Origin of the sequence: Streptomyces sp. JH34 (assembly GCF_029428875.1) — a bacterium.
GTDB lineage: Bacteria > Actinomycetota > Actinomycetes > Streptomycetales > Streptomycetaceae > Streptomyces.
The window spans coordinates 84279-101110 of the sequence record NZ_JAJSOO010000001.1 but is presented as its reverse complement, the minus strand read 5'-3'; the positions used below and the strand labels follow the sequence as shown (position 1 = coordinate 101110).

General features: G+C 67.4%; 20 protein-coding genes and 3 pseudogenes. 10 read left to right on the top strand and 13 right to left on the bottom strand.

What is annotated here, in order from left to right:
* Positions 1–58 precede the first annotated feature (58 nt).
* From LWJ43_RS00565 to LWJ43_RS00535, 6 genes are all read right to left on the bottom strand, one after another.
* Positions 59–859: an SDR family NAD(P)-dependent oxidoreductase gene (locus LWJ43_RS00565; RefSeq protein ID WP_277330274.1), complete on the bottom strand. Its 801-nt coding sequence runs from the start codon at positions 857–859 to the stop codon at positions 59–61.
* Positions 856–1269, bottom strand: a complete 414-nt coding sequence (locus LWJ43_RS00560) for a helix-turn-helix domain-containing protein (protein WP_277330273.1) — start codon at positions 1267–1269, stop codon at positions 856–858. The genes LWJ43_RS00565 and LWJ43_RS00560 overlap by 4 nt, the downstream gene beginning before the upstream one ends.
* Before the next feature lie 272 nt (positions 1270–1541).
* Positions 1542–2207 (bottom strand): SDR family NAD(P)-dependent oxidoreductase, encoded by a 666-nt coding sequence (locus LWJ43_RS00555; protein WP_277330272.1) that lies wholly within the window; start codon positions 2205–2207, stop codon positions 1542–1544.
* Between the two features lie 170 nt (positions 2208–2377).
* Positions 2378–3145: a glucose 1-dehydrogenase gene (locus tag LWJ43_RS00550; RefSeq protein WP_277330271.1), complete on the bottom strand. Its 768-nt coding sequence runs from the start codon at positions 3143–3145 to the stop codon at positions 2378–2380.
* Complete coding sequence (locus LWJ43_RS00545; protein WP_277336059.1) at positions 3145–3504, bottom strand: MDR/zinc-dependent alcohol dehydrogenase-like family protein; 360 nt, start codon at positions 3502–3504, stop codon at positions 3145–3147. Before LWJ43_RS00545 ends, LWJ43_RS00550 begins: the two co-directional genes overlap by 1 nt.
* 1136 nt (positions 3505–4640) lie before the next feature.
* A complete protein-coding gene (locus LWJ43_RS00535; protein WP_277330270.1) occupies positions 4641–6041 on the bottom strand; it encodes a cytochrome P450 in 1401 nt (466 codons plus the stop codon).
* Positions 6042–6264: 223 nt separating this feature from the next.
* Between LWJ43_RS00535 and LWJ43_RS00530 the strand changes: the two genes are divergently transcribed.
* Positions 6265–6417 (top strand): hypothetical protein, encoded by a 153-nt coding sequence (locus tag LWJ43_RS00530; RefSeq protein WP_277330269.1) that lies wholly within the window; start codon positions 6265–6267, stop codon positions 6415–6417.
* A 92-nt stretch (positions 6418–6509) separates the two neighbouring features.
* Here the strand turns inward: LWJ43_RS00530 and LWJ43_RS00525 are convergent, their stop codons facing one another.
* Positions 6510–7436, bottom strand: a complete 927-nt coding sequence (locus tag LWJ43_RS00525) for a DUF3048 domain-containing protein (protein ID WP_277330268.1) — start codon at positions 7434–7436, stop codon at positions 6510–6512.
* 404 nt (positions 7437–7840) lie between these two features.
* On the opposite strand from LWJ43_RS00525, the pseudogene LWJ43_RS00520 reads away from it, so the two are divergent.
* Positions 7841–8161: pseudogene (locus LWJ43_RS00520) on the top strand (pyridoxal-dependent decarboxylase); the annotation flags it as partial.
* Positions 8162–8232: 71 nt separating this feature from the next.
* A pseudogene (locus LWJ43_RS32980) lies at positions 8233–8415 on the top strand (helix-turn-helix domain-containing protein); the annotation flags it as partial.
* A 60-nt stretch (positions 8416–8475) separates the two neighbouring features.
* Here LWJ43_RS32980 and LWJ43_RS00510 read toward each other — a convergent pair.
* Both LWJ43_RS00510 and LWJ43_RS00505 read right to left on the bottom strand, forming a co-directional pair.
* Positions 8476–8772 carry a hypothetical protein gene (locus LWJ43_RS00510; protein WP_277336058.1) on the bottom strand — a complete coding sequence of 99 codons (297 nt, stop codon included), beginning with the start codon at positions 8770–8772 and terminating at the stop codon, positions 8476–8478.
* Positions 8773–9739: 967 nt separating this feature from the next.
* A complete protein-coding gene (locus LWJ43_RS00505; protein ID WP_277330266.1) occupies positions 9740–9871 on the bottom strand; it encodes a hypothetical protein in 132 nt (43 codons plus the stop codon).
* A gap of 775 nt (positions 9872–10646) precedes the next feature.
* Between LWJ43_RS00505 and LWJ43_RS00500 the strand changes: the two genes are divergently transcribed.
* The 5 genes from LWJ43_RS00500 to LWJ43_RS32975 all read left to right on the top strand — a co-directional run bounded on the left by LWJ43_RS00500 (position 10647) and on the right by LWJ43_RS32975 (position 13228).
* Entirely contained in the window at positions 10647–11003 is a 357-nt protein-coding gene (locus LWJ43_RS00500; RefSeq protein ID WP_277330265.1) for a DUF1036 domain-containing protein, read from the top strand.
* Between the two features lie 962 nt (positions 11004–11965).
* Entirely contained in the window at positions 11966–12256 is a 291-nt protein-coding gene (locus LWJ43_RS00495) for a MerR family transcriptional regulator (RefSeq protein ID WP_277330264.1), read from the top strand.
* Between the two features lie 167 nt (positions 12257–12423).
* Positions 12424–12621, top strand: coding sequence for a hypothetical protein (locus LWJ43_RS00490; RefSeq protein WP_277330263.1), 198 nt, complete (start codon positions 12424–12426; stop codon positions 12619–12621).
* Positions 12622–12660: 39 nt separating this feature from the next.
* The gene (locus LWJ43_RS00485; RefSeq protein ID WP_277330262.1) at positions 12661–13098 is read left to right on the top strand and encodes an ankyrin repeat domain-containing protein; all 438 of its coding nucleotides are present in this window, start codon (positions 12661–12663) and stop codon (positions 13096–13098) included.
* Positions 13025–13228, top strand: coding sequence for a hypothetical protein (locus LWJ43_RS32975; protein WP_462100964.1), 204 nt, complete (start codon positions 13025–13027; stop codon positions 13226–13228). Before LWJ43_RS00485 ends, LWJ43_RS32975 begins: the two co-directional genes overlap by 74 nt.
* 312 nt (positions 13229–13540) lie before the next feature.
* Here LWJ43_RS32975 and LWJ43_RS00475 read toward each other — a convergent pair whose 3' ends face one another.
* The 3 genes and pseudogenes from LWJ43_RS00475 to LWJ43_RS00465 all read right to left on the bottom strand — a co-directional run bounded on the left by LWJ43_RS00475 (position 13541) and on the right by LWJ43_RS00465 (position 14962).
* On the bottom strand, positions 13541–13702 hold the full coding sequence (locus LWJ43_RS00475; protein WP_277330261.1) for a hypothetical protein: 162 nt from the start codon (positions 13700–13702) through the stop codon (positions 13541–13543).
* A 113-nt stretch (positions 13703–13815) separates the two neighbouring features.
* Positions 13816–13968, bottom strand: a pseudogene (locus LWJ43_RS00470) (recombinase family protein); the annotation flags it as partial.
* Positions 13969–14116: 148 nt separating this feature from the next.
* Positions 14117–14962 carry a 4Fe-4S domain-containing protein gene (locus LWJ43_RS00465; RefSeq protein WP_277330260.1) on the bottom strand — a complete coding sequence of 282 codons (846 nt, stop codon included), beginning with the start codon at positions 14960–14962 and terminating at the stop codon, positions 14117–14119.
* A 153-nt stretch (positions 14963–15115) separates the two neighbouring features.
* Between LWJ43_RS00465 and LWJ43_RS00460 the strand changes: the two genes are divergently transcribed.
* A complete protein-coding gene (locus tag LWJ43_RS00460; RefSeq protein ID WP_277330259.1) occupies positions 15116–15718 on the top strand; it encodes a TetR/AcrR family transcriptional regulator in 603 nt (200 codons plus the stop codon).
* A 96-nt stretch (positions 15719–15814) separates the two neighbouring features.
* On the opposite strand, the gene LWJ43_RS00455 is transcribed toward LWJ43_RS00460, so the two are convergent.
* Positions 15815–16186, bottom strand: a complete 372-nt coding sequence (locus LWJ43_RS00455) for a MerR family transcriptional regulator (RefSeq protein ID WP_277330258.1) — start codon at positions 16184–16186, stop codon at positions 15815–15817.
* A gap of 158 nt (positions 16187–16344) precedes the next feature.
* On the opposite strand from LWJ43_RS00455, the gene LWJ43_RS00450 reads away from it, so the two are divergent.
* Complete coding sequence (locus tag LWJ43_RS00450; RefSeq protein WP_277330257.1) at positions 16345–16695, top strand: putative quinol monooxygenase; 351 nt, start codon at positions 16345–16347, stop codon at positions 16693–16695.
* Positions 16696–16832: the final 137 nt, after the last annotated feature.

Sequence of the window (16832 nt, the reverse complement as noted above, 5' to 3'; positions counted from 1 at the left end):
TCCAGGTATGTCGGTATCCGCTGCAGCCCGCTGGAGGCACCGGATGACTGGCGGGTGCTCACCGGTGGGGGCGGGGCTTGGCCTTGGTGGCGTGGCGGGCGGCCTTGTAGGTCTCGGGCAGGAAGCGGTGCTCGACGGCCGTGCGTTTGGTGGCGGCGTCGCCGCCGACGATCTCGGCGCGCCCTTCCATCATGGCGACGAAGCCCTGGCGGGCGACGTCCTTGCGACTGTTCTTCTTCGCGCCGGTGCCGAAGGCGGTGTTGTTCATCCCGGCGCGGGCGTGGAAGTCGCTGTCGGTGGCTCCGGGCATGAGGCAGGTGACGGTGACGCCGTGTTCCTTGAGTTCTTCGCGCAGCCCGAGGGCGAACATGCGGGTGAAGGCGCGGGAGGGCCCGTACACGGTCTCGTAGGGGGTGGGCAGCGTCGCGGAGAGGGAGGAGGTGATGAGGATCTTCCCTCCGCCGTGTTCGGCCATGTGCCGGGTGACGCGCTTGGCGAGGTGGACGACGGAGGTGACGTTGAGAGAGATCAGGGAGAGCTCATCGTCCAGGTCGGTGTCGAGGAACGCGCCGCCGATGCTGCGGCCGGCGTTGAGCACCGCTGCGGCCAGGGGGCGGCCGGTCTTCTCCACGGCATGCCACACCGTCTCGACCCCGTCGGCGCCGGCGAGGTCGGCGCGCACGGGGATGACGCGGGCGCCATCGCGGGTGAACTGCTGGGCCCTTTCGTCGATCTTGTCGCTGCGCCCGGTGACGACGAGGTCGAAGCCGTTGAGGGCGCAGAGGCGGGCGATCTCGTAGCCGATGCCGTTGGATGCGCCGGTGACCAGGGCCAACGGGCGACTGGAGGGGGTGCTCACAGGCTGCTCCTGTCGTCGGAGGGGGAGTGGGACGGGCTGTCGTCCGGTTTGGGTGAAGGAGTCCAGGAGCCGCATAAGGCCGGGGCGGGCGCGCTGCACGCCGGGTGCGGCGCGGCGCGCGCGGCGGCCCGGCTTGGCCTTGACGAGGTGCGGCAGGTGCTCCGCTCCGCGTCGTCCAGGCGCAGGGCATCGGCGACTGCATGCAGCACGCTGTCGGAGGGGGTGATGTTGCGGCCTTGTTCGAGGCGGATGTAGTAGTCGGTGCTCACTCCGGCGAGCTGGGCGACCTCTTCACGGCGCAGACCAGGCACGCGGCGGTAGGCACCGCGCTCCGGGAGGCCGAGCGACTCGGGGTCGATGCGGTCCCGGCAGCGGCGCGAGAACTGGGTGAGGTCCACGTTGCCGGACATGACTCCATCCTCCCGCCCCGGCATGAGCGTCGCGATTGCGGCGGGTGGGTCGCTGCATCCTAGGAAACCGCGTCCCCGGGTCGAAGTGGCCCCGGAACCGCAGGCTGAAGGCCGCGCCGACGGTCGTCCTCCGGGCTCGCCGCCACCGCCGGCCTGCGGCGCCCGGCCGTAGTTACCGCACAGCTGACCCCGCCGCAGGGCAGAAACCTCGGCCCGCCGCTCCGCGGCACCCGAGGTAGGGCGCAGGATCGATGCGGGGCGGTGCGGGATACTCAGGTGGGCATGGGCTCGGAGTAGTGCCGGAAGACGCCGCGTTCGGTGTGGATGGTGTACAGGCGCTCGGCCAGTGCTTGGGGACTGGAGTGCTCGGCGTCCGGGCGGATGGCGCCGGGGACGATCAGCTGAGCGACGTGGATGTTCTCCGGCGCGAGGACGTCGTGGAGCATCGCCGCGTAGGCACTCTCTGCGGCGAACGCGACCGAGGTGCCGGCCACGCGAGGGTTCGGGCGCACGGCACTCCCGCCGTTGACGAAGAGCAGTGTGCCCCTGCCCAGCTCCCGCATCCCCGGCAGGACCGCATGCAGGCAGGTCACCGGGCCTTTGACCGAGAATGCCAGCGGATCGTCCAGGTCCGCAGCGGTCGTCTCCAGGACCGGCTTCATGAAGTCACCGCGGGGCACGGGGCTGAACTGGAGGATCTCGACGGGCCCGAGTGTGTCGGTGGCCTCTCGCAGGGCGGCGGTCAGGGAGGCAGGGTCGAGGACATCGGCGGTGAACCCGCGGGCGTGGACGTCCTCGCGAGCCAGTTCCGCGGCCAGGTCGTCCTGGTGCCGGGCGTTGCGCGAGATGAGGGCGACGTGGTGGCCGGCAGTGCCGAAGCGGTGGGCGGCGGCCAGGCCCAGGCCGGGGCCGGCGCCGATGAGGGCGAAGGTGGTCACAGGGTTCCTCCTTGGTTCAGGCGGTGGTCAGGGCGGCGGTGGCCTGGTCGGTGAGGGGGGCGAGCCCGGGCACGACGTCGTCGCCCTCGTTGATGACTTTGTTCGGGTCGAGCCGGCCCTGAAAACGGGGCCGAAGAGGTCGGGCAGGTAGCGGTGCAGGTGGAACGAGTTCAGTGGGTGGTGAACCCGCCGTCCACGGGGAGGGCGACGCCGACGACGAAGGAGGCAGCCGGGCTGCACAGCCACAGGGCGGCGGCGGCGATCTCGTCGGCGGTGCCCAGGCGGCCGATGGGCTGCTGCTTCATGATCTCGGCCATGGCCTCGGCCTGGCCCTCGAGCATGCCGGCGACCATCGGGGTCTCGATGACGCCGGGACACACGGCGTTGATGCGGATGCCCTTGGGGGCGTACTCGACCGCGGCGCTCTTGGTCAGGCCGATCACTCCGTGTTTGGAGGCGTGGTACGCGGCGCGTTCAGGCAGGCCGACCAGGCCGCCGAGGGAGGAGCAGTTGACGATCGCGCCGGAGCCCTGGATGCGCATCTGCCGCAGTTCGTGCTTCTGGCACGTCCAGATGCCGCGCAGGTTGACCGCGTTGACGCGATCGAAGTTCGCAGCCGTCTCGTCGGCGGCGTCGGTAGGCGGAACCTGGATGCCGGCGTTGTTGAAGGCCATGTCCAGGCGTCCGAAGGTTTCCACGGTGCGGGTGACCATGGTGGCGGCCTGGTCCTCGTCGGCCACGTCGCAGCCGATCCCGATGGCCTGGTGGCCGGCGGCGGTCAGCTCCTGCGCCGTGCGTTCCGCGGCCTTCCGGTCGAGGTCGGCGAGCGCGACAGCGGCGCCGGCCTGTGCAAAGGCGCGGGCGGTGGCCAGGCCCATGCCGGAGGCGGCGCCGGTGACGAGGGCGACCTGGCCGGTGAAGTCGTAGGTGGGGTTCATCAGTGAAGAGTCCTCTTCGGTGATCGGGATGTGCGGGGGGCTGCGGCGCCGCCATCGGGCGGCGCCGCACGGGTCGGTTCAGGGGTGCAGGAGGACCTTGGTGGCGCGGCGCCGTACCAGCCGGTGCGGAGCACATCGGAGGCGGCCAGCGGTGAGGGGATCAGCTCCCCGTCCGGCTGACCGGCGGTGGCGACGAGGGTGCCGTCCGCGTGCGGGATGCGGGCCTTGTCGGCCTGGGTGCCGACCGTGCCTGCCACGAACTCGCGGTGCACGCAGCCGCACTGGTAGCCCGAGTGGCAGATCTCGGAGGTGTTGTCGGAGACAATGAAGGACCCGACAACGAGGCCACCGGGCTGCACGGTGGTGGCCTCGGAGCCGACTTTTCGACGACGCCGACGTACTCGTGGCCCATGAGGGTGTGGTCGGCGGGCTCGACTCCTCGGTAGGGCCACAGGTCGGAGCCGCAGGCGCAGGTCGTGGTCAGCCGGATGATCGCGTCGGCCGGCTCGATGGTTTTCAGGTCGTCGCGATCCTCGAACCGGACGTCTCCGGCGGTGTGCATGACTACTTCACGCATGGGGGCTCTCCTTGCTGCGTGCCCCAGCGCCCGGGGGCCTGTATGTAATCAGGAGGGCACAGCTTTCTATGAAATCTATCGAAATATTCTGTTTTGGTGTTGTGGTGGCGCCGTCCCGCAATTGGTGCCCTGGTGCATGGCACCGGAATTAACCACCCCGACGGCCCGCGAGCTCGCGGCCGGGTCGGCCGCCCGGGTGGCCACGACGTTCGCCACCGCCCAGAACGCTTTCTGCGACGCGTTCGTCGACGGGGGCGTGGAGGGCCGCTCCTTGCATGCTGGGGCTCCAAAAGGGGTGTCACTGCGGGATTACGCATCCCAGGAAACCGGCATCCAAGAAGGGGGGCGAGGCACTGATGAAGGGTGTACTGGCAGTACATCGCTGGGTCGGGAGCACGACGGGCGAAGGACGACTCCGCTGCCCCACCCCGAGCCCGACCCCCGAGACCGGTCCAGCGGGCCCGGCGTGGGAATCTGTTGTCGGTGTCGTACCGCGATGCGTATTCGTGGCGAATGGATCGAGTCGACGTGACTGCCGCGGCTTCCGATGGCGAAGCGCTGAGAGAGGATCATGTCGTGATCGTCGGCAGCAGGCCCCTTCCCACAATCCTCTTGACGCTGACACAGAAGCGACTGAACGAGAACAGCCGTTACCTACGCTGAAACCGCCGCTCAGGAAGCATCGACCCCGCGCCTGCGGGGACGCGCTCCGGAATTGGCTGCGGCGCCCTTCCGCCTCGCCCTGGCGGCTTCGCGGACGTGCGTGGCGTAGACGCCACGTGCGGGGGAGGTGGTGAGCTGAGGCCCCTTCCCCCGCTCCTGCCGTGCCTTCACCGCTTCTCGACCGGCCCGTTCGCGACCCGGTGAACTGCCGAAGCAGGTGGCGGCCGCGGAGGCTGCCACCCTGCTTCTGTGCCGCTAGGGCTGCTGCTGGAAGGTCATGGTCATCGCGTCGGGCTTGACAGTGACTACAGCCTGAGCCTTAGGGGGGCGCGAGGTGAGTTCCAACCGTGGCCACGTCTGGAGAATGGTGGCCAAGATGATCTGCAGCTCTGTCCAGGCGAAGTTCTCGCCGATGCACTTGCGTCGGCCGTCGCCGAAGGCGAGGAACGATCCGCGTGTGAGGTGGGCACGCTCGGCTGTCCAGCGGTCTGGGTCAAATGCTTCGGGTTCGGGGAAGAAGGCCGGGTCGTGCTGGTGGAGGTAGGGGCTCCACACAACATCGGCGCCCTGGGGGATGTGGTGCCCTCCGAGGTCGACGTCCCGCGTGGCGGTCCGGGTCACCATCCACGCAGGGCCGTACTTGCGAATGCTCTCCTGCAGAACCATTCGCGCGTAGGGGAGGCTGTCGAGGTCGTCGTGCACCAGGGGGCGGCCGGGGCACACGGCGGCGATCTCGGCACGAAGCCGCTTTTCCACCTGGGGGTTCTGGGATATCTCGTAGAGCGTCCAGGCCAAGGTGGTTCCGGTCGTTTCGATCGCGCCGGTCAAGAGCGTGATCGCCTCGTCCTGCAGCTGCTGGTGTGTGAGTGGGTGCTCCGCGTTGAGGAGGGTGTCGAACAATCCGGCCTCCTGCTGTGCCGGGGGATCGTGGGGGCACGCGGGGGGTCGGGGAAGCCCGGCTGCGGGACGGTGAGCGGGCGCGGAGGCTGTGCGGTGCTCGATGGCCTGGTCAACGAGCTGACGGAGGCGCCGGACGCGGTCTGCGTGCGCCCGGTGTGCTGGCAGGGGCAGCCGCGTCAGCCAGGAGGGAAGGACGGTCTGCCGAATCGTTCCCTTCATGATTTCGGGCATGAGGGCGGTGAATTCGCCCTGCAGGTGGGCGGGGAGGTCGTCGCCGAACAGCGCGACGAGGAAGACAGCGAGGGCGACATCGTTCACGGCCGCGAAGACGTCGCGAGGGCTTTCCTCTGGCCAGGAGGTGACCATCGCGCGTACCTGGTCGATCATGGCGGGGCCGCGGGTTTCGATGTGCGCCTTGTTGAACATCGGCTGCATGAGGCGCCGCTGACGCAGGTGGGCGTCACCGTCGGCGACGGTGGCCAGGCCGTCACCGAAGAAGACGCGCAAGGCGTCGATGATCTTGCCGCCCTTGGCGAAGTCCGCTGCCTCTGTCACGAGCACGCGCCGGGTGAGCGCGGGGTCGGTGACGACATAGGCGGGCGTCGGGCCGATGCGTATACGCACGACGCTGCCGTGCTCACGCAGTGAGGTGATGAACGGCAGGGGATCGCGGGCGAGTCGGTGCACATGGCCGATCAAGGGGAGGCTGCCGGGCGCGGCCGGCGTGGGGGACGACGGCGCGGTGGGGGGATGCATGGTGTCATCTGCTCCTGACGTGGGGAGTCCGGACTGCGGCCCATGCATTCCCGTGATCACATCACCGGATGTCATTGACCTACGATCTTTGCGGCAGGTGGCTGGGGTGTGATATAAGCCCGCCGGGCGATGGGGCTCGGCGCACGGACTTCGCTCCCGTGGGGACCGCGCGTGCCGACCGTCGGACGTGCAGCCAGGACATGGCCGACCTCCTGCCGTCGGCATGCAGACGGTCCTTGGGTACGCGCACCTGAGCACCACCGCGGACGTCCAGCTGGGGGAGGGCGAAGAGCACGTGAACGTGCGTGCGCAGGCATACCTTGTCGACGTCGAGGAACGCGCTGCCCTCGCCGGCTCCGGGGTACGAGGCGAGTGACCTGGCCGCGCTGTTCGGCGGTCAGCTAGCCGCGGGCCTCGGACATGGAAACGCCCGTCCTCGGTGACTCCGTCGAGGTGACGTAGCCGCCGTCAATTCGATACGAGCACGATCCAGACCTGCCCGGTCGCGAACGTCATCGGATTGCCGTCCTTGGTGGTGAAGCCGGTCGCTGACTCGGCGGTGTTGCGCTGCCATGTCACGTCGTACGACTTGCCGTCACGCAGGACCACAGCCGAGCCGGACCCCACGGTCGCGCTGAACGGCGAGGTGTTGCCTCCTCGGTCCCGGAAACGGGAAGGCTGCACGTCCACATTCTGCAGGACCACTGTGGCTGCTGCGAGCCGGTCCCCGGAGGCCGTACGGGCGGGGGCTCTGTCCATGCTCACCAGCCACTCGTCCCGGTCCAAGGACCAGGTGAAGGTGAACCGTGCCGAGGGGTAGGACACGCTGCGCTCGTTGACGGGGGTGCCGCCCGGGGGCGGCGCGGCGAAGCGGAGCCCGATGTCCTCGGCCGCATTCACCCCGGTGGAGGCGTGCGGGACCTTCCCCGGGCGCAGATACAGATTGTGTGGTGCGGCGTGCTCCCCACTGCGGAAATAGGCGTCCGGTGCCTCCGACGGCGGCAGCGCATCGAGGGGGGCAGCTTCGATCGACGGCTGGAGAGCGGACTGGGCGCCCGAGTACGCGAGTGTGGGCTCGTCGAACTGCCGGAGCAGCTCCAGATCCGTTTCGCGAGCACTGCGTACGGGGCCGACGACGGGCGGCAGGCCGGAGGAGTAGGCGGCGAGTATGCGACTGAGGCCTGCCTCCACCTGCTCCACGTAGACGATGTCTGCCTTCTCGAGTCCGGTCGGCGGCCGGGCCGCGGCTACGTTGTCGATCTTCACGGCGAGCACCTTGGCGCGTGCTCCGGACGTCGTCTTCCCTCCGCCCGAGCTGCCGCAGGCCGCGGCGATGACGAGCGCGAGCGCGGCGAGCGCGGCGGCGGCCGGTCTATTCGTTCTGGAGGTAGGCATGGCTGCGGCCCCTTTCGAGCCGACCCTGCGGCATCGGCGCATGTCTGCTGCGGCGAAGACTTTCTTGGCCATCATCACGCAGGAGACCGTCCGGAGCGTCTCGGGCGCGATGCTTTCTTCTCGGACTTCGACCAGTCCTTCCGAAGTTCGACGACCGTCGATTTCGCCTCGTGGAAGCTTGAGCACCAGCTAGTCGAAGAGGTCCCGCACCCAAGCCTGCGGGTCTCGCCAGCTTTTCCCCGCCCAGGCCCCTGGTTGTCTGACGCCGCCGCTGTCGGAGGCCCCAGTTACGGTTTTCAGGTGAACGGATCGAATGCACCAGCCGACGTACCCAGCCACCACGGAGCGTTGTTGCCTCTCCCGGGTGCCGGCCAGGTGGTCATCGACTTCTTCGCCGGGGTTGCGGTGTGCTGATGGCCGAGTGCCGGGACAAGAACATGATCGACAAGGACGAGTACCCCCGCACCGCCGAGCTGGAACGGCGCTGCGTGGCGATGCTCGCCGACCTCTGGAACGCACCCGACCCGGCATCCACGGTGGGCTGTTCGACGACGGGCTCCAGCGAGGCCTGCATGCTGGCGGGGATGGCACTGAAGCGGCGCTGGTCGGCGAGGAACACCGACCGTTATCCGGCGACGGCGCGGCCCAACCTGGTGATGGGCGTCAACGTGCAGGTCTGTTGGGAGAAGTTCTGCACGTTCTGGGAGGTGGAGCCGCGCCGGGTCCTGGGGTTCCATCCAGGTGGTGACGACGTCGGCGCGGAGGCAGAGACTGAGCCGGTCCCGCTGCAACTCCCCTGGCAGGGGAGTTGCAGCGGGACCGGCTGACTCACGGCTTCGACGATAGAGGCTGGACGCTCAAGCGCGTGATGTTGCTGATCGGGCGGCTGTTCCACAACGGCTACACGATCCATGGGGTGTGGCGGTTGCTGCGGCGGCACGGCTGGAGCCGCCAGGTGCCGGTCCGTCGGGCGCGAGAGCCGCTTATGCACAGAGCCTGGTTCGCGGTGCGCCGACCGCAGTGCTGGCTGGACGACGTCTCACGGGTTGTCGTCGATCCTGTGCATTCTGACGATATGTTCCCGTACGTCGTTCCTGGTGCGCTCGGCAAGCCCGGAGTCGGTTGAGTACGCGCTCACCGTCATCCACAGGTTGTCCGATTGTGGGACGCTGACCACCGTGGCGATGACGTCACCGTTCCCTCCAATCACTTGATAGTCGCCGTCACTGGCATTGTCCCAGATTTGCAGGCCAGATTTCTGCATCGCTTCCGCAGCGAAGGTAAGGCTGTCCGTGAGACGCGCCCCCTTGGTAAATGTGCCCCAGTGTGCATACATTTGACTCCTCCTTCAGAAGTGAAGGGATTACGTCGTATGTTCAGTACCCGATACAGGCAGCCGTTGCGCCCTCGCGCCGATGCGCGACCCATCGCATCACACTTCGCCATTGCGTTATTGAGAGGCAGATCGGACAGAAGGTGCGCTCTGGAATGGCTTCAAGTCTAGCTCTGTCCGTCCACGGCGGCACCTTCTCCGGTCGTTATTCAGGTTGAATCGGCTATGTGGTTCATCGATGTTCCACCACAGGGAGGACACGACAACTCCTCGAAGGACTATGGGAGATCGCGCCATTTGCCATGCCCCAGTTTCACCCGGACCGGGAAAGCGCGCGTGCTCTGTGTAGCGGGACCAGTGCCACGCACTCCTTGCTGCCGGGACTTCGGTCGGTCACGCAGCGGTCCCCATACTTTGCACGGCGGTGCTCCATGCCTCCGAGCTGCGATCTCCCCCTTCGAGCCGGGGGATTGCACCCACTCCTGCACCTTGCCGACCGGGACGCCCTGGTCGATCTGAGGGTCTGTCAATTGAACGGCCCTGTCTCACAGGCGGTGATGGCGGTAAGTCAATAAACGGCGACGAACAGGCCTTCGGTCACGAAACAGCAGGCCTGCGTTCCCGCAGGCCTTCCCGGGATCGACCGATCGGCCGATCGACTTGGTGTCTGGTCGTGAGAGTCCGGCGCGACAAGGCCGGTAAACCAGTGCGACGTTGTCTGCCGCGAAACATACAGGCCAGAGTGACTGTCGCGCTCTTCGCGAGGTAGAGATGCTCAACCTTCACGATCCATTACCACCAGGGTGAGACAGAGTCGAACGATTTGCCGTCCCGTATTCAGTGGCGTTCATCAGATGGCGGCGGGCGAAAGCGGAGTGAGATCCCGCTGACTGCGGACAGGAACTGCGGGGTCCCACCAGTACTACGGGACTCTCCATCGCATGTTCGTGCTGTCTCATCGGCTCGGCCGTCAGGCCGACTTGGGGGCGAGTGCCTGGGCGTCCGTGTCGACGCGGTAGTTCTCGACCACGTCCGTCAGGCGTCCGACGACCTCGGCGGGGTCACCGTCGGCGCTGACCTCCGGAGCGTCCAACTCCGTCACGCGCTCACCCGCCTGCGGCACGAGGCGTGCCACCGGTGCGCCGGGGTCGTCATGGCGCGCGAGCGGTTGACCTGCACGGATACAGCGACGGCTCTATCGTGCACGATCTCGTTAGTTGCCCGACGGGCGTCGGCGTACAGGGCGCGGCGCTTCGTACTCCAGGGGCGGGAGGGGAAGCCCCGCTGGCCTATGCAGCAGGAGGCGTGCGCGACCGCTCTCGCCACCCTTCCAGATCGCGCACGAGCACCACGTGACTCGTTCCAAGACCTCGAATGCACCTCTTGGAGTTGGCGACTTGGTGTCCTGCGCTCGTGGTCGGATCTCCCCCAATTACTTGCCCAGATGCGATGCAGATGCGTTGAAGCTAGTTTGGTATGGCAGATGCACTTACAACGCTGGTGAATCGGCGAACCCGGCGGGCGCTTCGGTTCTGGTGAATAGAACCCACCGACACGCTCGATCCGAGGCATCTTTAACCGAGGCGATGCGGCGCGCGATACCAACGGAACCCCCGCAGAACGGCACCTTGAGCATCGCTCGGTCTACCAGGAGATGGAAGGGTGTTGAGTATGGCAGAGAAATTGTCGCGGGCCTGGACGGCGGACGAAGCGGCCGAAAATCGGCAATCACGCGGTCCGGACCGGACGGGCGAGGCGGTCCCGATGGATCGGACGGCGGAGGTCTCCAGCGGTGAGGACCACCGTCCCGGCGTGGAGAGCGACCACGCCGACGACGACAGGCGCGGTGACGACCCCACGCCGCAGGAGGGATGACCGTGGGACTCTACTTCCAGAACAGCACGTCGAAGACTGTTTGGTTCGCTTACGCCTACTCGAACAGCGACTGCGCGTCGGAGGGCGACCCGTGGTCGAAGATCGGATGGTTCATGGTCACTCCGCACACAGATTTGAAGGTGCGTTCTGGCCCGGTCAACGGCGCGAAGTACTTCTTTTTCGCGGAGAATCAGGACAGAAGTCTGAGTTGGGGTGGCGAATTCTCCACCCAACTTCCGGACCGGGCATTCGACTGGTGCTGGACCACGGGGAGCACCGACTCCCGGCTGCTCGGCATGAAAAAGATAATTGTGCCGGTGACTTCGATCAACCACACGATCAACGTCATCGGGCCCTGACCGGACCGTGGTCGCGCGGCAGCCGTCACGGCTGCCGCGCGACCACGGTTCCGTCACGTCGGCATGCAAAATCACGGCACCGCCCCGGACGCGTTGACCAGCACGAAGAACACCCGGCCACCACACCCACACGCAGAAGGAGCGATCTTCACCGAGAGGTCGTCAACCGCATCCCGCAGGGACTCGGCGAGCTCCGCGGGGGTCACCCTCGCCAACCTGATCCTGACCAAAGACATAGGGGCACCCCCGCGAGACCTCTATGAACACCTGATGCGCGAGAACCATCCGACTGACCAGGATCGCCACATCCGGATCATGACACCCACCAGCAAGAACACGTCACCCGCATCGCACCAGCTCGTAAGACCACTCGGGAACCGGCGGTGAGCCGTGGCACCGGAGGTCCGGAGGTCGATGACAGCTGCTGGCACGTACAGCTCGACGCCACGAACACGCGGCCAGTACCTCGCGGTCCTCGATCCTCCGCGCACCGGGAATGCAGGCCACGGGAGATCGTCATCATCGCGTCTCACTTCCCACGGACCAGCCTGTGTGACGTCATCGGGCGTAGCGGGCGAACTCCCACGGGTCGTGGGCCGAGAAGGCCTCGATCTGGTGGCCGTGGTCGCGGATCAGTTCTCGTAGGCGGGCCTGCGTCCCGAGCCGCAGGTCACGGGAGACCTGCGAACCGGTCTGAACGATGTCGAGGAGTGGGTGGACCTCCCGCGAAGATTCGAGCTCGCGGTGGTAGTAGTACGCATCGCCGCAATGCAGGAGCCATCGGGCACCGTCCTGGACAGCGATGCCGGTATGACCTGCAGTGTGGCCCCCAGGGGAATCAGTTTGATCTCCTGCGGCAGCCCTTTCGGCTGTAGGGCGGAGAAGCCGAACCACTGTTCGCCGGAGTCGGGCTCGGAGGCGTAGGTGATCCAGCGGGGCTCGTGTGTCCAGTGAGCCGGCCGGTGACGGAAGCTGGGAGCCTGAGAGCGGGCCGCGTCGAGTTCGGACGCGAGAACGTGGACGTCGGCGCCGGGGAAGTCGGGCAGACCACCGCTGTGGCGGCCCGCCCCTCCGACGCCGACCTGCGCCTCCGGATGGCCACCAGGGCACGTGATCTCGATGAGCAACTCAGCAGACTCACGCGGCTCCGCGACAGCCTCCGCCACGCCGCCGTCTGCGACCACGAACCGATCGTCGAGTGCCCCGACTTCAAGCGCGCCGTCGGCGAGGTATCCGCACCGGCAGCATCGTGAAGCAGAGCGACATCCCAAACCTCACGATGAGGGTCCGCGGCCACGGTGACGATGGACGCGCGCCGGACTGATCGTTTCGACGTGGATGGAGGAGTCGCCCCAAGCAGATAGTGCCGCAGACGAGTTGCAGTGGACCGAGGTGGAGATCGGCGCTTACCTCGTAACGGATGAGAAGTCGGTCAGGACTCTGCTCCCGTGGTGGTCAGCCGTCGCATTTCGACCAGGCCGACCACCGCGAGCGGCAAGCGGTCGAGTGCGGTATCAACCACCTCGGGCGGCAGCGGGCCGTGGCCACTGGTGACGACGAACTCGCCGTTCGCTACGAAGCCGTTGGGCTGGTCGTGGTGATCACCGAGTGGATATGAGTGGCTCCGCCGTACTCGTGATCGCTAGCCTCGCCTGTTATGAAGCAGCGTCAACAGAAGAAGCTCTCCCGCCACCTCTTCGAAGCAGTCTTGACAGGTGACGCCAGGCATTCGAAGGCCTTGTTGCGTAGTGGAGCAAGTCCAGAGAGGCGGAACAGTGACGGCACCACTCCGCTGTACCTGGCTGCAGTGCAGGGCGACGCCGAGATAGCTCGTTTGCTCATGGAAGCCGGGGCTTCTCCCGATACCGAAAGCAGCGGCCTCGGCTCGGAAGGCACACCGCTGTGCGCAGCCGCCTGCTGGGGGCACGCCGAAACCGTCCAGCAGTTGTTGGCGCACGGCGCCGACCCCAACCTCCGGGAAGACCACGGCACAGGCAGGTCGCCGCTGGACTGGGCGGACCATGGTTCTCACCCTGACACTGCCGAAATCCTCCGGGCAGCAGGGGCGCAACCGGCAGATCACCCAGAGCTGTAGCCTCACGTATGTAGCGACAGACCGTCGCAGTGCCGATGCGGAAGCCGGCGTCGAGATGGGCCTGGTGCCCACCCGCGACCACGCCGTCGCCGAGCAGTCGAAGAACTACCGGTACTCCCGGTACTGGTGAGCTCGCCTGTTCAACTGTCGTCAGATCCTGAGGGACTTTCCTCTGATGACAACCTTCTGTGACCGTCCCAGCGTGCTCACGGTTCAGCGCAGGAAGCCGCGCTCGTCGACGCTGCGTGTCGGTGGTGTGCCGAGGAAGACCTCGGGCGAGGCGAGGCCGTAAGAAATGTTGAACGTATCGAGTCGGTATGACCACGGCCCGCCCCTGGTGGTCACGCAATGAGCGCAGGTCACCAAGCCATTCGTCGACCATCGCCGGCGTCCACTGTCAGGGGAAGGCGTTCACGTAGGCGGCGAACGCCTTCACCGCGTTCTACCGGCCCTCGACCGTTGAGCGGGCCAGGTTCCGAGCGAGCTGCTGGTCGGCGAATCCGCCCAGCATCGCGCTGAACACCTGCTCTTCCGGCCGCAGCAGTGCGACCCCGTCTGCCAGGTGAAGCGTCGCCGCTCCAGGCACCGTCCCTCTGAACCGCACCGGCCACCACTCTCCGTCACTCGCATGCCGGGGTCAGGCGGCAGATCGCGAGCGGCGCGGATGACTTCCTCGGCGGCGACGCTCGGGCGCCCGCCGACCCAGCCGCGCTCGCGAGCGGCGGCCAGGCCCTCGTTGGTGCCGATGACGATGAGCTCGCGGATGAACTCGGCCGGCGCGGCGAAGACGTGGAAGACGAGCCGGCCGCCAGGGGTGGTGGTGTCCAGGTTCTCGTGCAGCGAGGTGAAGCCGATCCCACGCTCGCGCAGCCCCCGGGATGGCTTCAGCGGTGCCGCGTGCCTGCCAACTGCCGAATCTGGCAGCGCCTGGCAACGCGGGATCCGTCCGACCGCCCCACCTCACGCTCCGCTCGCACGGGTTCGCGGCGCTGACGCGAACCCGTGCGAGCGGAGCGTGCTACTCGTCCGCCAGGTCGCGCTGCAGGCGGGCGACCAGCGCTTGCAGCCGCCGACGCATGTCGCCCGGTTCGAGCGTCGGGCTCATCGTGCCGTGGGTGGGAACGACCCGTGCGAAATTGAAGCCTGCGAGCCGCTGGAGTGAGCCGACCTGGGCGGGCCAGGAGTACCAGCACACGGACGGTTCTGCGCTGAGGTCATGACGACAGGGGTCCCAGCCGAGCGAGTCGCCGGTGAACAGGGTGCCGTCGTCATTCAGGTACATGACGTGTCCCTCGGTGTGCCCGGGGGTGGGGATCGCCAGCACACCGGCGGCAACCTCGCAGGCCTCGGCACTTCTCAGGATCCGGTCTGCGAATGGGGCGGCGTCAGCGTCGGCGGCATGAATGACCACTTCAGAGCCGAATGCATCGGCATATCGCTCGGCATCGCCGACGTCGTCGCGGTGCGTCAGCAAGATCGTCGTGATACCACCGAGCGATTCCATCCAGGCGCAGAGCGACGGGGCGAAGCGCGGCGCGTCGACGAGGACGTTGCCCTCGGTGCGCTGCACGAGGAAGGCGTTGCCGCCTGCGGTTTCGGGCGAGTTCGAGCCCGTCCGCCAGGTGCCGGGTGTGATCTCCAAGGGGTGGTGTCGCCGCCACTTCACGCCGGATTCGGTGCCGATCGACCGGGACGGGCACACCTCGGCGGCGAGCTGTGCCTGCAGGATCTCGTCCTCGGTGGCCGGCTGGCGGGTCATGACGAAATGCTCGCCGTCGGTAGCCGGCCCGAACAGCGTCGGCGCGAGCGAGACCGAACCTCCGCACCCGATACAGCGGTCGTCGACGAACCAGTCTCCGGCCACGTTCTCAGGGTGACGCCGGTCTCCGCGGGCCATCGCCGTTCCTCCTCTGAGCAAAGGTCGCCTGAGGGACAAACGTACCACCTGATGGAACATTGATGTTCCATTAATGATCAGCGATGTAATGTATTGGGGTCCGGTAGTACAGTGACCAGCATGAAGGAGCCTGGACCCGAGGCCGCAGGAGCACGCACGCGCAGTCGTACACGCCGCGCCATCCTCAGCGCGGCCGCCTCTGTACTCGGCCGCGACTATCACGCCACGCTGGCGGATATCGCAGACGCCGCCGGCGTCGGCCGCACGACACTGCACCGCTACTTCTCCGACCGCACCGGGCTCATCAGCGCAACCATCGAGGACTCCATCGCAGCGATCGACGAGTCGGTGGCCGGCGCGGCCATCGATCAGGGATCCCCCGTCGAGGCGATGCGCAGGCTGGTCACGGCGATGGTGGCGGTCGGCGAGCGGCTGGTGTTCCTCTTCGGCGATCCACGCGTTCTGGAAGGCCGCGGCGCAGCAAAGACACCGGAGCCTCTCGATGACCCGGTGCTCACTCTCATCAAGCGCGGGCAAGCCGAAGGCGCCTTCGACCCGGACGTCGCTCCCGCCTGGATCCAACGTGTGCTCTGGTCGCTGGTGTACACCGGGTACCAGGACGCCGAGGCCTGTGGGCTGCCGAGGCACGGCATCGTCTCCACCGTCATCCGCACGCTCGAAAACGGTATCCATACGTCGAATCCGGAACACCGTCAGGCATGAGTCGCGAGCTCAGCCATCCAATCAGGTCGGAATGATGGGCGCCCCAGTCCGAAGAGGCCGAGAGCGATCCGGCGGCGGGTCCAGGTGCAGCCCTCGTCAGCCCGCGGACTCGCCGGCCGACCGTGTCGCGCCGAGCTCAGCGGCGGCGAGGACAGAGTCCAGTCGGGCTCGCGTGGCGGCAAGGTCCCGCATGTGCTCGTCGAGGCGGTCCCGCTCCGCGCGAAGCCGGGCGATCATCTCCGGGCCGGCGATACCGGTGTGCACGCACGGCAGGAACTCCACGATCGTCCGGCTGCTCAACCCGGCAGCGTAGAGGAGCTGGATCCACCGCACCCGCTCCACCGTGTCCGGGGCGTAGAGACGCTGCCCGCCTGCGCTGCGGCTCGACACGATGAGCTGCTGCTGCTCGTAGTAGCGCAGCGCCCGCGTGCTCACTCCCGCGGCCGCCGCCACCTCGCCGATACGCATTCCGTCGCTCCCTCTGCTCCACATGCCGCCGGGTCCCGGTTGCTGCCGGGCCGTCCCGGGGTTCGTCACCGACTTGCCTTTGACGTCAACGTCAACTTTTACACTCCGGTAGCCGGCCATCAACACCGGCGGAACCGACCACGACGGAGTAGGACCTCATGAGCACTGACGACACCACACCCGACGGCCTCATCCCCGCCGCCATCCTCGCCTCGGACACACCGGTCGCGGTATATGGATACGCCCGGGCCAAGGCGGGCGAGGAGGGCCGGATGCTGGGCGAGATCCAGGCGATCATCGACCTCACCCGCAAGGAGGACGGATGCGAGCAGTACGTGGTGCACACCACGCCGGACCAGCCGGGCGCCTACGCCTTCTACGAGCGCTGGTCCTCCGGCGCCCACCTGCTGGCGCACGTTTCGCAGCCGTTCATGCAGACGTACTTCGCCGCCATCGCCGGCCTGGTCGAGGGGGAACTGGAAGCCCACTGGCTGCACCCCCTCTCCTGACCCACTACACACGGCCGGCCCCGCGCCCCGGGGCCAGCCGCCGACTTCGGCGTCCACCCGATCACGCTGTCGAAGTGGCTGCGCCACGTCGACACCGACGAGGGCGGCGCCAAGCCCGCAACGGTGTCGGGTGAGGC